Origin of the sequence: Paenibacillus sp. FSL K6-1217, assembly GCF_045040735.1 — a bacterium.
Taxonomy (GTDB): domain Bacteria; phylum Bacillota; class Bacilli; order Paenibacillales; family Paenibacillaceae; genus Paenibacillus_AQ.
Window position 1 is genome coordinate 2,921,672 of record NZ_CP150271.1, and the last position, 15,733, is coordinate 2,937,404.

General features: G+C 52.9%; 10 protein-coding genes. 4 read left to right on the top strand and 6 right to left on the bottom strand.

The features are described 5' to 3' along the window. Positions 1-278: 278 nt before the first annotated feature. On the bottom strand, positions 279-1,244 hold the full coding sequence (locus MHH28_RS13015; protein ID WP_405117058.1) for a DUF4573 domain-containing protein: 966 nt from the start codon (positions 1,242-1,244) through the stop codon (positions 279-281). Between the two features lie 472 nt (positions 1,245-1,716). On the opposite strand from MHH28_RS13015, the gene MHH28_RS13020 reads away from it, so the two are divergent. Next, complete coding sequence (locus tag MHH28_RS13020; protein WP_405115509.1) at positions 1,717-3,873, top strand: collagen-like protein; 2,157 nt, start codon at positions 1,717-1,719, stop codon at positions 3,871-3,873. Between the two features lie 180 nt (positions 3,874-4,053). On the opposite strand, the gene MHH28_RS13025 is transcribed toward MHH28_RS13020, so the two are convergent. Then, the gene (locus tag MHH28_RS13025; protein WP_405115511.1) at positions 4,054-5,526 is read right to left on the bottom strand and encodes a glycosyltransferase; all 1,473 of its coding nucleotides are present in this window, start codon (positions 5,524-5,526) and stop codon (positions 4,054-4,056) included. A 124-nt stretch (positions 5,527-5,650) separates the two neighbouring features. Further along, complete coding sequence (locus tag MHH28_RS13030; RefSeq protein WP_405115513.1) at positions 5,651-6,559, bottom strand: hypothetical protein; 909 nt, start codon at positions 6,557-6,559, stop codon at positions 5,651-5,653. Between the two features lie 290 nt (positions 6,560-6,849). Here MHH28_RS13030 and MHH28_RS13035 point away from each other — a divergent pair, with 290 nt between their 5' ends. The 3 genes from MHH28_RS13035 to dmpG are packed head-to-tail and all read left to right on the top strand — an operon-like array spanning position 6,850 to position 10,513. Further along, positions 6,850-8,613 carry a thiamine pyrophosphate-binding protein gene (locus tag MHH28_RS13035; protein WP_405117060.1) on the top strand — a complete coding sequence of 588 codons (1,764 nt, stop codon included), beginning with the start codon at positions 6,850-6,852 and terminating at the stop codon, positions 8,611-8,613. Positions 8,614-8,618: 5 nt separating this feature from the next. Further along, positions 8,619-9,509, top strand: coding sequence for an acetaldehyde dehydrogenase (acetylating) (locus tag MHH28_RS13040; protein ID WP_405115515.1), 891 nt, complete (start codon positions 8,619-8,621; stop codon positions 9,507-9,509). Between the two features lie 2 nt (positions 9,510-9,511). Beyond that, on the top strand, positions 9,512-10,513 hold the full coding sequence (gene dmpG, locus MHH28_RS13045) for a 4-hydroxy-2-oxovalerate aldolase (protein ID WP_405115517.1): 1,002 nt from the start codon (positions 9,512-9,514) through the stop codon (positions 10,511-10,513). 190 nt (positions 10,514-10,703) lie between these two features. On the opposite strand, the gene MHH28_RS13050 is transcribed toward dmpG, so the two are convergent. From MHH28_RS13050 to MHH28_RS13060, 3 genes are all read right to left on the bottom strand, one after another. Then, positions 10,704-12,203 carry a collagen-like triple helix repeat-containing protein gene (locus MHH28_RS13050; protein ID WP_405115519.1) on the bottom strand — a complete coding sequence of 500 codons (1,500 nt, stop codon included), beginning with the start codon at positions 12,201-12,203 and terminating at the stop codon, positions 10,704-10,706. A gap of 136 nt (positions 12,204-12,339) precedes the next feature. Continuing rightward, on the bottom strand, positions 12,340-13,230 hold the full coding sequence (rfbA, locus tag MHH28_RS13055) for a glucose-1-phosphate thymidylyltransferase RfbA (RefSeq protein ID WP_405115521.1): 891 nt from the start codon (positions 13,228-13,230) through the stop codon (positions 12,340-12,342). Positions 13,231-13,382: 152 nt separating this feature from the next. Further along, on the bottom strand, positions 13,383-15,704 hold the full coding sequence (locus MHH28_RS13060; RefSeq protein ID WP_405115523.1) for a hypothetical protein: 2,322 nt from the start codon (positions 15,702-15,704) through the stop codon (positions 13,383-13,385). Positions 15,705-15,733 lie beyond the last annotated feature (29 nt).

Sequence of the window (15,733 nt, forward strand, 5' to 3'; positions counted from 1 at the left end):
TCCAATGATCCCGCTGGAGCTGCGCCCCCGGACGGTCCGCCGGTCACACATCCCTCCGTATGGACCTTATACGTCTCCAGGGTTGGAGCTTATATTCAGCAACTCTACATCTCGAACCCTGTACTCTATTACCGCAGCAGCCAGAATGCAGGAGCAGATTGGACCGTGTGGCAAGAAGTCGGTCAACGCGGCGTCACCGGGCCTACCGGTTCAACGGGCGAAGCTCTTACAGGACCTACCGGCCTGACCGGATTGACCGGAATTACAGGAGCAAGCGGTCATACCGGATCGACCGGAGTCACAGGACTCACTGGAGTGACCGGGCCAGCGGGCCTCACCGGGCCTACCGGACTCACGGGACAGACAGGAAATACAGGCGTGACCGGGATTATAGTGCCGGGCGTTAGCGGACCTACTGGCGTAACGGGACTCACGGGCATCCCTGGAACAACAGGCGATACTGGCGTTACTGGCTCTACCGGGTCTACCGGTCTTACCGGGGTTACGGGGGTTACCGGACTCACCGGACTCACCGGGGTTACAGGCGATACTGGAGCAACCGGCGTAACTGGAATTACGGGTGTTACCGGCGTTACCGGCGTTACGGGGGCTACCGGCCTTACGGGCCACACAGGTCCTACAGGCCTGACTGGGGTTACAGGCTTGACCGGGGTTATGGGCCTTACAGGTCTTACAGGAACCACTGGCCTCACTGGTCTTACAGGTCTCACCGGCGTTACCGGAGTCACAGGCTTTACAGGCCTTACAGGCTTCACTGGCCTTACGGGCCTTACGGGCCCGACCGGCGTTACGGGGGTGACCGGACTCACAGGCGTTACAGGAGCCACCGGCCTTACGGGGGCTACCGGCCTTACAGGGGTTACCGGAGTTACCGGGGTTACCGGGCTTACGGGCGTTACGGGCGTTACCGGACTCACCGGACTCACCGGACTCACAGGCGTCACGGGCCTCACCGGCGTTACCGGAGTCACGGGCAGCACTGGCGCCACTGGCGTCACGGGCAGCACCGGGGTTACCGGGGTCACGGGCGCTACAGGCCTCACTGGTCTAACAGGTGCTACAAGCGTTACAGGCCTGACCGGACTCACCGGCTCTACCGGATTCACTGGCTCTACCGGACTCACGGGCCTCACCGGACTCACAGGCGTCACGGGCCTCACCGGCGTTACCGGCCTCACCGGACTTACCGGAGTGACGGGCCTCACTGGCGTTACGGGGGTCACCGGAGTTACCGGGAATACGGGTCCAGCAAGTGACTTTCTCTATGCTACAATAACCGCCAATACAGCTCCAAGCGTACCCGACCAAGCAGCGGTGCCATTTGACACGTTTGTTGGAGCAAGCAACAATGTATTCCTTAACGCAGGAACCTTTACTTTAACTGCAGAGCATGTCTATCTGGTCATTTACACGGTAGGGGCCGGAAATAATAACTCTTTCCGTTTTGCAAGAGGGGTAGCCCCTGCTGCTCCAAGTGTTCTGGTCCCGGGGACGCTTACGTCCGCCTCCAATAATACCAATGTCAACCACACAACAAGTGCCATTATTGATCTTCGCGGAGAACCAGATACGACCTTGGAAGTCCAGAATGTTGGAGGGGCAGCTAAAGTGGTTGACTCGGACCGGTGCGGGGTGACGATTAATACTTTGTTATAAGCATGAAAGGGGTCATTACATTACAAAGGAGGGTTTTATTTGTCTACACCGAATATTCCCAATATATCTCCAACGATCACTGTCACACGGGATGATGTCGTAAACCTGTTGTTCTCTTCTATCGCGATGGAAGAACTCGGTTTGGCCCACATCATGAATGCGGAGGGGGAGAAGATTCAATATGCCCTGGGCACACTCCCGGGAATTAGCAGTCCGCCCGCTTCGCTGGCAGAGGTTCTGGAGATCAATACCAGTACACAAGCCATGCTGAATACCATCTTCAAACAGGAAATGATGCTTGATTCTAATTTGACCACCGCGTCTGGCATTCCCACAATAACGGGACCCACGGGACCCACAGGAACCACAGGAGCAGCAGGGGCTGTCACCAGCGTCAACGGCCTGGCCGGAGCGGTTGTGCTGGACCCCGGAGACATTGGGGCTCTGCCTTATACCGAAGAACCGTCTGCCAGTCCGTTGAACTCATTCACCGAAGCAGGTGTCTACAGCTCCAATAATCCCAATGGAGCTGCGCCCCCGGACGGCCCTCCAGTAGAGCATCCAACCGTCTGGACCTTATATGTCTCCCAGGTTGGAGCCTATATTCAGCAGCTCTACATCTCGAACCCTGTTCTCTATTACCGCAGCAGCCAGAATGGGGGAGCAGCTTGGACGGTCTGGCAAGAAGTGGGGCAGCGCGGCGTGAGTGGCCCTACCGGTTCAACAGGTGAAAGCTTTACAGGGCCTACAGGAGCAAGTGGGGTGACCGGAGCTACGGGCGTCACCGGGCCTACGGGGATCACCGGAGCTACGGGCCTCACGGGGGCAACCGGTATTACCGGACCTACGGGTGTCACCGGGCCCACTGGCTTCACGGGACCGGCTGGACTGACCGCACCTACGGGTGCCACGGGACTTACCGGTGCTACCGGGCTTACCGGAATGACCGGACCTACGGGGAGCACGGGGCTAACAGGCAGCACCGGCCTAACCGGGGTAACCGGACTTACGGGTGTGACCGGACTTACGGGTCTCACAGGACTCACGGGTGTCACCGGGGTCACTGGGGTCACGGGCGTCACCGGCTTGACAGGAGCGACAGGCGTTACGGGCGTCACCGGGGTCACCGGCGTCACCGGCGTCACCGGCTTGACCGGACTCACCGGGCTCACCGGAGCAACAGGCCTGACTGGAGAGACTGGTGTGACGGGGATGACCGGACTCACCGGGGTGACGGGGATGACCGGACTCACCGGGCTCACCGGGGTTACCGGGGTGACGGGGATGACCGGGCTCACCGGAATGACCGGACTCACCGGACTCACCGGAATGACCGGCGTGACCGGACTCACCGGGGAGACTGGACTTGCCGGGGCTACCGGAATGACCGGCGTGACTGGACTCACCGGGGAGACTGGACTCACTGGGGCTACCGGACTCACCGGCGTGACTGGCGTGACTGGCGTGACCGGGGCTACCGGACTCACCGGGGCTACCGGACTCACCGGCGTTACCGGGGTGACCGGAGTCACTGGGGTGACTGGACTCACTGGGATGACCGGACTCACCGGGGTCACCGGAGTCACTGGGGTGACCGGACTCACCGGGGTCACCGGACTCACTGGGGTCACCGGACTTACCGGGGTCACCGGACTTACCGGGGTCACCGGACTCACTGGGGTGACTGGGCTCACCGGGGTCACCGGACTCACCGGTCTCACTGGGGTCACCGGGCTCACCGGGGTCACCGGACTCACCGGCGTTACAGGTATTCCAGGTCAACCCCTTTACTCTGTGTCTGCCACTATATCAGTTACAGATCCGACTGTTCCCTCTCAAGGACCCTTGCCGTTTGATACTCTTACCGGAACAACCAGCGCAGCAGTAACTCTAGCAGCAGGGACTTTTACTTTAATGGCCGGGCACGCTTATCTGATCATATATTCTGTAGGAGGTACTACTAATAACTCGTATCAGATTGCAACGGGTACTGCTCCTAACGCTCCAACCAATTTCCTTCTAGGAACCTTCTCCAGATCCACCAACTCCTCAAATGTTAACCATACCGCAAATGCCATTATTGATCTTCGCGCACCCGGATCCGTAGATACTACCATGCAGGTGCAGAATATGACTGCCACTGCTGTACCTGTTACTTCCAACCGATGTGAAGTGACGATTATTACTTTAATCTAACGAATCAGCCTATGGAGCAACCAGCTCATTGGTATGTGGCCGCTGAAAAAAGCAGCTCTCACGAAAAAGGTACATCCCCTCCCACACTGGGAGGAGGTTGTACCTTTTTTGACGATTAAGAAAAGGGTGACGCTCGACGAGAAAAGTACTTCCATCATCGTTGACGCCCCCCCAGACTCTTTACTTCCGCAGCGCTGAGATCTGCCGCAGTTTCAGCAGTCCGTCCTCGTAATAATCTTCATCAGCATAGCATTCTGTATAATACTGTTCATAATTAGATACATCGCTTGAATAATTCCATCGTGTAATAATATCGTATAATGGAATAATTACCTCATACAATCTTTTCTTCTTCTCCGCACGAACCGTCTCACTTCTCAGAGTCCGGCCTTCATAATGCTGAAACACCTCCAGTGCACGCTTAATCGCCAATTCACCTACGTTATAACCCTCTGGAGCAATCCCAGCATAAAAATATAACTTTTGATTTATTATACAAAATTTAGGATATATAGCGAGGATATCGTAGAACCAATATAAATGATTTAGCTCCGTGTAGACATACTTAGCTTTATCCTCAATCTGATTCCAAATTGATCTTTTCATCGTATTCATGGTCATATGAATCGCATTATTACTTGTATGCGTCAGGAATAGATCACTGCCCTCCAGGGTAAATACTTGCCCATCCGTATTAAACTGATTCGTATGAAACAGCCCACAATCAAGGTGGTTGAGCACAATCCCTATGAAATCAATCAGCGCCCCCTCAAGCCAGTAATCATCGTCTCCATTCAATTTGATAAAGCTCCCTTTCGCCAGTGAGGTGACATGCACCATATTGAGATCAAGCCCTATATTCTGTTCATTCCGGCTATAACGAAAACTGGAGTATAACTTCGTAAATGACTCACCGACCTCCGGTGTAGTATCCGGCGAGTGATTGTCCGTCACTACCACTTCCACCAGGTCCTCATCACCAATTTGACTATAAATGGAATTAAGAATATTATTCAGATGATTTGCACGATTAAAGGTGGGAATTACGATCGACAGCAGGGGCTGCTCCCGGCGGCGTTCAAGTGCAGCTTTGATCTCCTCTTCCCCATGTACGATAACCCATTCGAGTGTTTCAGGAACGAACACTTTGGTGATGACAGCGGGATTGCCGGAGACCGTACAGAAGCTTGGAACATCCTCTACAACTACACTATTAGGTTCTACAATACTGAATTTCCCAATTTTGACGGGTCCGGCAATTACGCTATGCGCGTGAAGGACACTTCCATCCCCCACCTCCAGCGTTTCCGGGCTATTCATATCTTCTGATAACCTTGCCCAACTTGGGATACCCGGTCTAACCGTCCGCTCTGATATACTGACATAGGGTCCAATCTGCACATTCCGGCCTATGTGGACTTTATGGTTACAATAAACATGTAGACCCGCTTCAATCCTGCAACCGTCTTTAATTGTCAGATTAGGAGCATTGCCTGAATCCGCTCCATCGATCCTCCAGTGATAACCCGCCTGTACTTCTACATGGTTTCCTATAGCAACACAGGTGGGATTGGACACATAACCATTCTCCGCCAATACCGATTGTGCTCCAAAACTCAAATAACTCCCCTGTTCAGCATTCGGTACATTCATAATAATAGCCCCTTTCAATTTCAAACTACGCATCTGCTCCCCCAAAAATTCCGAGCATCTCTTTTGATTAATATTCACACACGCCTTTTTTATACATGAAAAAACATAAGATTACAGCTTCTACTCACACTCTAGGAAACCATAAATCCCAGTAGGGTTGGTATTCAGGCCACAGTAACGTTGACTCTGGGTCTAATCCGCGGTAGTGGCGCATATATCCGGCCAGATATGAAAAGGAGTTCCCATGCGGGCCCAGAAAGTGAGGAGCATCCAGGCAAACCAGCCAATCCACCATCGCCTGCTCTTCCAGAGAGAGGGCTTGAAATTCCCCCCAAAGAACTGGAGATAACCTCAGAATTTCTTTTTTATTCAGCAGAACTGTGTCAGGGAATCTCTCCGTCAGTTCTTTGGAAGCCCTTCTAAGAACCTCTTCCTCCACACCGGTCGCTATATATACTGCCGACATTGCAGGGAACTGAGCCAAGTGGTCGGCTGCCCGGTGCACATACTGCTGTGCGTAATCCTCAAGACTTATGTTCATGGCCTCTTGGCCATACAATATATCTCCTTCTATGCGTAATTGAAAAGCAGCCCATTTGGGATAACAGGACATCGAAGCGATGATCATTTGGGCTAATCTCAACGGTCTGGCGGCAAAAGGAATTGAAGTAGCTATCCAGATCCCGGTGTTACGGGCCTCCTCTGGAGTCAAGGTGCTGATAGGGAAACGGGAGCATTTAACCACCGGTTCAGACAATGATTCTGCATCTCTCAGCCGCAGGAGTGACACGCTTCGGGAGGACAGGACGGCCTGGAATTGATCTACCTCTATGAAAGCATCAATAGACAAAGGTGAAAAAAACGGCTCGTCGGTCAGATTAATAAAGTTGCGAGTCTGACCATCAGCCAGGATAATACAGGCGGGTTCGCCCTGTTCAGTGCACAGGAATGCTTCCGATAATGCCCTGTAAAGAGCCATCAGCTGATTGCAGAGCCCCTCCATCCCATGCACATGGTTCTGGAAATATTTCATCTACTCACCTCTATTGCTGAATTATAGATCGCATAATAAACAAAATATCGTTGCTACGGCAATATATGCAGGAGCCGGGCCGAACATACGAAGAAACGGAGCATTGAATCAACTGCCCTATTTATGACAACAAGGGAGATTCCACTCCATATTCACCGGCAAGTCCGGCAGTAATTAAGGATCAAGTGGATTTAATGGACCTATTCCTGCAAGATACGCATATAAATAATCTTATGAGAAAAAGCCCTGAATTAAAGCTTCTTTCCAGGAAGGAGGAATCACCAGTGAGAATGCGAGTAGCGGATTATATCACACATTCCTTATATGATGAAGGCGGGGAGACCGTATTTCTGGTCACCGGGGGAATGATCATGCATCTTACCGACGCCCTCTACCAGCATGGAAAACAGGAATATGTCTGCTGTCATCACGAACAGGCTGCCGCCATGGCCGCTGAGGCCTACGGAAGGATGACAGGCAAGCTTGGCGTCGCTTATGTAACGGCAGGACCCGGAGCACTAAATACCATTACAGGTGTAACCGGAGCCTATGTAGATTCTGCACCAATGGTTGTTGTTGGAGGGAATTCCAAGGTAGCACTGGCCCAGGTGAAGGGTCCTCGACAATTTTCTCTTCAGGGCTTCGATTCCCTTGCAATATTTCGTCAGATTACCAAATATGCCGTCAGACTAGAGGATATCTCCCAGGTTAGATATGAAGTAGAGAAATGCATCTTTATGGCGAAAAGCGGCCGTGTAGGTCCTGTATATTTAGAAGTACCGGTGGATCTTCAGGGAGCCGTTTTTGACCCCAGCCTATACCACGGCTTCACCAAACCCTCCGGTGTAGTCCCGGAGATTACTGACTCAGAACTGGAACAGGTGCTTACTGCGCTGAAGCGCAGCCGGCGGCCCTGTCTGCTGGCCGGAGCCGGAGTCCGGCATGGAGATGCGGTAGCAGCCATGCATGAATTTGCTGAAAAGACTGGGATTCCTATACTGACCTCCCGTCTCGGAATGGACCTGGTCGACCATGAGCACCCCCTCTTCGTCGGTCGTCCCGGCACATACGGTGACCGGCCTGCTAACTTTACCGTGCAGAATTGTGATCTTCTGCTTACGGTGGGCTGCCGGCTTGGAATGGGGCTGGTCGGTTATGAATTCGCCGATTTTGCCAAGAAAGCGTTCAAGATCCATGTGGATATCGACTCTAAGGAATTGGATAAACCTTCGGTTATACCCGATATCCCCATTCACGGAGAGGCCCGTGCTTTTTTTAGCCGGCTCACGGCATTATGGAAGGGAGAATCCCCATATACAGATTGGGCCAGACAGACGCAATATTGGAAGCAACATTACCCCGTTGACTTGCCTGAATATGATGATGACAGCAGCGGCATCAATTCCTACCGGTTCATGACCCGCTTCTCGGAGCGCGCTCCGCAGGATGCCTTGTTTGTAGTGGACACCGGCTCCTGCTTCCATGTCCATGCCCAAGCCTTCAAGGTGAAAGCCGGACAACGGCATATCATAACAGGAGGACTGTCTACTATGGGGTATACGCCGGGAGCAGTAGGTGCATCCGTAGCCGCCGGCCGCCGGGAGGTCTATTGTGTTACGGGCGATGGATCGTTTCAGATGAACCTGCAGGAATTACAGACCATCCGCCATCACCAGCTTCCCGTCAAATTCCTTCTGTTCAACAATGGAGGATATCTGCTGATCCGGCATACCCAAACTAACTTCATGAACGGCCGTTATTTGGGAGAAGGACCAGATTCAGGAATAAGCTTCGTTCCGTTCGAGCGGATTGCCGAGACATTTGATTTCGGATATCTGAGAATCTCGCAGCTTGAAGGCCTGGAGGAGCAGCTCGGGGAATTGTTCAGCCGCCCGGGACCGATGATCTGCGAGATCATGACCCCAACCGACCAACTCCTCATTCCGCGGGTAGCCTCCCGCCAATTGGAGGATGGGACGATGATATCTACAGCCTATGATGATATGTTCCCTTTTCTCCCGAGGGATGAGTACCAATCTAATTGCTTGGAGTGACTGACATGCACACGAATAAGCTGAACGTTGCTATTCTGGGAAGCGGCAATATCGGGACCGATCTGCTTCTCAAAGTTCTCCGCTCCGAGTACCTGACCTGCACCCTCTTCACAGGGAGAAACCCGGATTCCAGGGGACTCCAGCTCGCCAGGGAGCTTGGCGTACAGGTATCCGCTCAGAGCATCAATGCCATTCTGGATAATCCCGAATGCTGTGACATTGTTATTGATGCCACCTCCGCCGCTGCCCATATCCGCCATTATCCCTTGCTCAAGGCAATGGGCAAGTTCGTAATAGATATGACGCCCTCCCAACTGGGAACAACGTGTATCCCGGCTGTGAATCTGCAGGAATGCCTGGATAGTAACGATGTAAATATGATCACCTGCGGCGGGCAGGCCTCCGTACCCCTAGCCTATGCCATTGCCAGGTCCCAACAGGAGGTATCGTATATAGAAGTCGTATCAAGTATCGCCTCCCTGAGCGCCGGGCCCGCCACAAGAATCAACCTGGATGAATATATCGAGGCTACAGAGGATGCTATACGCAGCTATACCGGGTGCAGGCGGGCCAAGGCGATTCTTAATCTGAACCCTGCTATTCCCAGTATTGATATGCAGACCACGCTCTTCGCCGTAGTCCCTGAACCCGATATGATGAGTCTTACCAGAGCGGTTGAGGATATGGTCACCCGAATTCAACACTATGTTCCCGGCTATCAGCTACTCGTTCCTCCGGTTATTGAGAACGGCAGAATCGCCATGATGGTCAAGGTTCAAGGGCTTGGCGACTTCCTTCCCACCTATGCCGGAAATCTGGATATTATCAATTGCGCGGCGATTGCCATGGCAGAAGAATATGCCAAACGATCGCTTATTGTGAGCAAAGGAGAATGACCATGTACCCACTTATCATTAGCGATCCTACGCTCCGGGACGGCTCACATGCCGTGAAGCATCAGTTAACGCGGGAGAATCTGGAGCTCTATTCCCGGATGGCGGAGAAGGCAGGACTGGCCGTGCTGGAAGTGGGACACGGCAACGGCCTCGGCGCCTCCTCCCTTCAGCTTGGCGAAAGTCTGCTGTCAGATGCAGAGATGCTGTCGATATGCAGAAGCAATCTCCGGCATACGTTATTATCTATCCATGTCATTCCCGGCTTTGCTACGATCAACCGGGACCTGCGGGCCGCACTGGAGCTGGGAGTCGATATCGTACGGGTTGCCTCCCATTGTACTGAAGCCGACCTCACAAAACGTCATATAGAATATGTTCGCGGACAGGGCCAAACTGCTTACGGTGTTCTTATGATGTCTCACATGGCTTCAGCGGAGATACTGGGCACTGAAGCGCTGAAGATGCAGAGCTATGGTGCACAGGCAATCGTTCTGATGGATTCCGCAGGCGCTTATCTGCCTTGGGACGTAACCCGGAAGATTCAACATTTGTGCAGCATACTCGATATTCCCGTCGGCTTCCATGCCCATAACAATCTCGGCCTCGCCATCGGCAATTCACTGGCTGCCGCCGAGGCAGGGGCAACCATTCTTGACGGTACAGCAAGGGGCTTCGGAGCCGGAGCCGGTAATGCCCAGCTAGAGGCGCTGGTAGCGGCGCTGCATCAATCCGGCCGGGATACCGGGATTGAACTCTATGCCTTGCTTGAGCTGGCCGATCAAGCGGAGCTTGCCTTCGCTGCCGCTCCCAAGCTCGGCAGTATGAGTATAGTCAGCGGCATGGCCGGAGTATTCTCCGGCTTCGTGAAGCCAGTAGAACGGATCGCCAGGGAATACCACGTTGATTCCAAGGCGCTTATGGTGGAGCTTGGACGCCGTAAGGTCGTGGCCGGTCAGGAGGATCTCATTCTTGAAGCGGCACTAACCTTATCGCAGCGGCACTGACTTTTACAGAGTTTCAACAAAATAAGCAGGCAGCGATAATCCTCCGCTGCCTGCTTCTGTCTGTCTTACTCTTTCCCCTCGCGTCTGTTCCGTCTCCCCGCCTCCTGAGAATTCCCAGATATAAAAAAAGAGCCATCCCGTAAAGGATGGTCCTTAAGCTTGCTAAAAAGTGAAGCAGGCCTCTTCAGGATCAGGTTAATCTGTGAACAGACCATATAACCCCTGAATCTGTAGCACCTAAAGCTACATTTATTGCCAAACCGTCTGACTGATAGATAAGACTGATTACATCCCCTGCCGTAAGCTCCACTTCACTTGTCAAGGTGACCGTACCGCTTCTAAGGGGTGCTCTGAGGGTCGTTCCTCCAACATTTACATCCAGCACCGGCAATAATCCGATTACCAGATTTGTAACTGGTGTAGGCGTAGTTCTTTGTACCACCAAATACGGATTCACATCTGGTCCCAAAGCAGCGGTGATCGCTGCGTCAAATGCAAAGTTGACTGTGGCTTCAATGGAATATCTACCCGTATCCGGAACGGTGTATTGACCCAAGGTTGCATCGAATGCCGCATTTCCGTAATAAGGCGTCGCTTCTGTCCAGTTGATAAGCGTGGCAGTGACACCCACCGCTTGGGTAGGTAGCAATACCGAGAATCCTTCAGTTGCTAGGTTCGGACCCGTCATTCCCGTAGCTCCCGTGGCTCCCGTCTCTCCTGTGGCTCCTGTAGCTCCTGTAGCTCCTGTAGCTCCTGTGGCTCCAGTGGCTCCAGTTCCTCCTGTGGCCCCTGTCTCTCCGGCTCCCGTAGCTCCCGTTACACCCGTAAAGCCAGTGGCTCCTGTAGCTCCCGTGGCCCCTGTCTCTCCGGCTCCCGTAGCTCCCGTCACACCCGTAAAGCCAGTGGCTCCTGTAGCTCCTGTGGCCCCTGTCTCTCCAGCTCCTGTAGCTCCCGTTACACCCGTAAGGCCAGTGGCTCCTGTAGCTCCCGTGGCTCCTGTCTCTCCAGCTCCCGTAGCTCCCGTTACACCCGTAAGGCCAGTGGCTCCTGTAGCTCCCGTTCCACCCGTATCTCCCACTCCGGGACCTGTTGGCCCTGGCGCTCCTGTCGCTCCTGTGGCGCCTTGCTCTCCGACTCCGGGGCCTGTTGGCCCTTGTGCCCCTGTCGCCCCTGTCGCTCCTGCGGCTCCTGTGGCTCCTGTGGCACCTGTGGCACCCAGTTCCCCTGCTCCGGCACCGGTGGGTCCTGTAGGTCCTATCGGCCCTCCCGGTCCCGGCAGTCCTGCCGGACCTGTGGCTCCTGTCGCTCCACCTCCGGCACCGCTATACCGTCCTAATAATTCTTCCGAGACTAACCGGTGTGCTGTCACCAACTGACCTGACCCGTTCTTGCCCCACACCGAAATTTGTACCGCTTCATTCACAACACTTGTATTCTGCGCTGTGAAGAATATGAATTCAAAAGCATTCAAGTCAGCGTAATAATTCTTCGTAAGCACTTGATTCGCAGCCACTTGAATTACTTCACTGACGTACATTACTCTAGTTCCGCCATTCAGCTGATAACCCTGGATAGTTAAAGAGTAAGGCGTGACATCACTACGGTTATCAATCTTAACTGTAACCTGCTGAGTAGGTCTCACTCCGTTAACGGGATTGTTCTCAATGGGTCCTGTTGATAGAAATGCCATTACGTATTCACATCCTGACAGATTTGGATTTCATTCAAGTATGCGCCGGGAATCACAGCATACTCAATGATTAATATAGTAGTATTCAATCGTACAGGTTTGGTGTGGACTTAGTGGTTACCAACTATAACGGGCTTCATTCCCAACCGCCCGCACCAATAGATTCTTTGGCTATGCTGATCAAGTACTGCCCGTAGGCCAGCTTGCGCAGCGGCTCGGCCAGCTCCAATAGCTGCTCCCTTGTTATAAATTTTTTGTTGAAAGCGATCTCTTCGATGCAAGCCACGTACAGACCTTGCCGCTTCTGGATGGTCTCCACCAGATTGGCCGCCTCCAGCAGCGAATCCGGCGTCCCGGTATCCAGCCAGGCCATGCCCCGGCCGAATCGTTCCACATTCAATTGGCCTCTGCTTAAATATTCCAGGTTAATATCCGTAATCTCGATCTCTCCGCGCCGCGAGGGCTTAATCTGCCTTGCGATCTCGACCACCTGCGGGTCATAGAAGTACAAACCCGGCACCGCATAATGAGACCGGGGATATAAGGGCTTCTCCTCCAGGGCAACCGCCTTGCCCGTACTGTCGAATTCCACCACGCCATAAGCCGAAGGATTTTGCACGCGGCAGCCGAAGATCGTAGCGCCATCCCGCTGCCGGGCAGCTCTCTCCAGAATGGTGCTGAAGCTCTGTCCGTAGAAGATGTTGTCGCCCAGAATCATACATACATGATCCGTACCGATGAATGCTTCCCCGATCAGGAATGCCTCTGCAAGTCCCCGCGGCTGCTCTTGCACCGCGTATTGTAATGATAATCCGAGCTGCCCACCGCTGCCCAGAAGATCCTGAAACGTCCGGATATCCCTTCCGGTGGAGATAATAAGAATCTCCCGGATACCCGCCAGCATCAGGACAGACAACGGATAATAGATCATTGGCTTGTCGTACACCGGCAGAATCTGCTTGGATATTGATTTCGTCAGCGGGTGCAACCTCGTTCCCGACCCGCCTGCAAGAATAATCCCCTTCATATCATCCACGCTCCCAACTCTTTGCGGGTTCTTTCTGTTAAACATTTGAATTGTACCTGAAATTATAAAATTAACTTCACTGTTCGCGCCCTGTTCTTCTGCATTATAATGAGTCAGAAAAGGCGATCTCACCGCCAGGGAAGCTATCAGAACTACTCCAATCTTCCACGGCTCTGCGACTCATATCTTCCACTGGATACGGAGTTGAAGAGTGGAGAGACCCCAATTAAATCGAAGCTCCGGACAGAGAAGTCCTTCATACTTACTGTTGTAAGATTCCCTAAATTGACCAAATATTTACTATCCCCTGTAAAACTAATAAGCGGAGAAGGAGCATATCCTAATGTAAGGCGCCGTTCACTGTGATCAGCGGTCGAGATCAGTAAGAGATTGATATCGTCCACTACAACGGCCACCCACTGCTCATTCGGAGAAAGGAAAATATCAGAATAAATACCATTGTCTTCAATCTGCCAGCTAGTTACCAGATCTCGTTGACCGTTAATAAGGCTGACTCTACGGGAATTTGGAATAAATAAGGCGCTATCCAGTACATAGGCTTCTTTGTTCTTCAAAATTCGGATACCTTCAGTGGGATTAGGAGCGTTAGGAGCGCTTCCTGTATTGCCAAAGTCTCCAATCTGTGAGTAAAGATAATAATCCGATCCTATTCCAGGAGTGACCCATAATTCCTTGCTGTCTGGCGACACTCCTAGAACATTCGCTCTAGTCAGCACTCCTCCATTAGCCATAATGTATTCGAAAATATTCAAGGTAAGCGTATTCGTCTCAATCTCATAACCATGAACGCTTCCAAACTGATCATAGAAGAAGACATATCGGCTGTCAGGTGAGGCTGCAGCATAAAGAAGATTCTGATCCAATGTCAGCGTGTTAAATGTAAGGTTGTTCTCCAGATCATAGACCCGGATCTGCGTACCGTCCCAGTAGTTACCGTCCCAGATAATGATATATCTATCATCAGGCATGAGCAGCATACCTGAGAGGTTCATGGCGGGAATCAAATTAATGCTCCAATCGACTGTTTCTTCCTTCTTGTTGAAACGGTATAGCGTATCGTCTAATCCGAAATAAATATAACGGCCGTCCTGTGAGGCGGCATAGGCCGCAAAGGAAATGCCTCTAGGAAGATCGGTGTTGTCCATCGGGACGGATTTCATTACACCTTCTTCAGCGTCAAAAATATTAACATCCCCGGATGAAGTCAAAAAATAGACCTTGGAAGCCCCCGCAATAGCTTCCTGCTCAACCTGTTCTGCGTATAGATAGCAGTTCTCTACTCTTAAATCGAAGCCATCCGGCACAGGCTGATCTAGCTTCACCTGTAAGGAATACGATCCGGTCCCGTCTGCTCCATAATGCGTCAGACTGAAGGGGCAGTTCACACTCGGCCGCTCACCGTCCGGTAAGCTCTCAGAGCCCGGCTCAATGGAATAGAAGGAGAAATCCCGGATTGTGCTATCATTGAAAAGTACATTGACTGTGAGGGCTATCCGCTCGCTGGTCGAATACGGCAGGAAGCTCACCAGAACACTCCCCTGCAACAACACATCTGCTCCATTCTCAATGACGACTTGAGGCAAGGTCAGAACCGTCTGGAAATCATAGGTCAGGCCGATAGGGTCTGCTGAGTAAAGATACTGGGGAGGAGGCACAGGTACTCCGGTAATCCCTGGCGGACCAGTTAAACCTGCTGGACCTGTAGGGCCTTTGTCTCCTGTCCCTGTCGCCCCCTGTTCACCTGGCAAACCTGTAAGGCCTCGGGGTCCGGTTATCCCCTTCCGGCCTCCGCCGGTCGCTCCTGTTACAGCAGCGCCGGTTGCTCCGGCGGGACCCGCCCCCGTCTGGCCGGTCACTCCGGTTGCTCCCGCCGGCCCGGCGATGCCGCCGGCCCTACCGGTGGCATCTGCACCGGTCGCTCCGGTGTCTCCGGTGGGGCCGGTCATCCCGTACCCCGTCGGGCCTATCGATCCATGGGCCCCGCCGCCCCCCTGAAAGCCCGGGTAGCCCGTAAGTCCCGTCTGACCGGTTGGACCGGTTGGGCCGGTAATGCCTGTAGCCGCTCTGATACCAGCTACCGAGGCAATACCGGCAACAGCTCTTCCTATCAAGGGATTGGCCTTGATGTTGCTGTAGCTGACCACCCTGGCCTGGAGACTGTAAGCATACGTTCCCGGATTCCCCGGATGGTTGATCGTAACCTGCAGCGTTCTGGCCGCTTCCGCTGTACCATTATTGGACAACGTGACCATTTGGGTCTGAACGGGATGGCCGGAGAGGGTTGTCTCCAGTTCAACCCGCAGCAGGGATGGCCCGCTGGTAAGGCCTTGAAATACAATAGGAATATGAAAGCTGATTTGTGCCTGGATCTGGGCTGCAGTAATTTCAACTGTCTCTGCCAGATGGATGGCCGGTCCCGGTATTCCCAGCGGAAGAGAGTTAAGGCTAGACATAACTTCACCACTCCTTTCATAAGCACAGA

Excerpts from the sequence above, each read along its gene's own strand:
- MHH28_RS13025 (WP_405115511.1), bottom strand. The coding sequence starts at position 5,526 with ATGAATGTACCGAATGCTGAACAGGGGAGTTATTTGAGTTTTGGAGCA.
- MHH28_RS13030 (WP_405115513.1), bottom strand. The coding sequence starts at position 6,559 with ATGAAATATTTCCAGAACCATGTGCATGGGATGGAGGGGCTCTGCAAT.
- MHH28_RS13035 (WP_405117060.1), top strand. The coding sequence starts at position 6,850 with ATGCGAGTAGCGGATTATATCACACATTCCTTATATGATGAAGGCGGG.
- MHH28_RS13040 (WP_405115515.1), top strand. The coding sequence starts at position 8,619 with ATGCACACGAATAAGCTGAACGTTGCTATTCTGGGAAGCGGCAATATC.
- dmpG (WP_405115517.1), top strand. The coding sequence starts at position 9,512 with ATGTACCCACTTATCATTAGCGATCCTACGCTCCGGGACGGCTCACAT.
- MHH28_RS13050 (WP_405115519.1), bottom strand. The coding sequence starts at position 12,203 with ATGGCATTTCTATCAACAGGACCCATTGAGAACAATCCCGTTAACGGA.
- rfbA (WP_405115521.1), bottom strand. The coding sequence starts at position 13,230 with ATGAAGGGGATTATTCTTGCAGGCGGGTCGGGAACGAGGTTGCACCCG.
- MHH28_RS13060 (WP_405115523.1), bottom strand. The coding sequence starts at position 15,704 with ATGTCTAGCCTTAACTCTCTTCCGCTGGGAATACCGGGACCGGCCATC.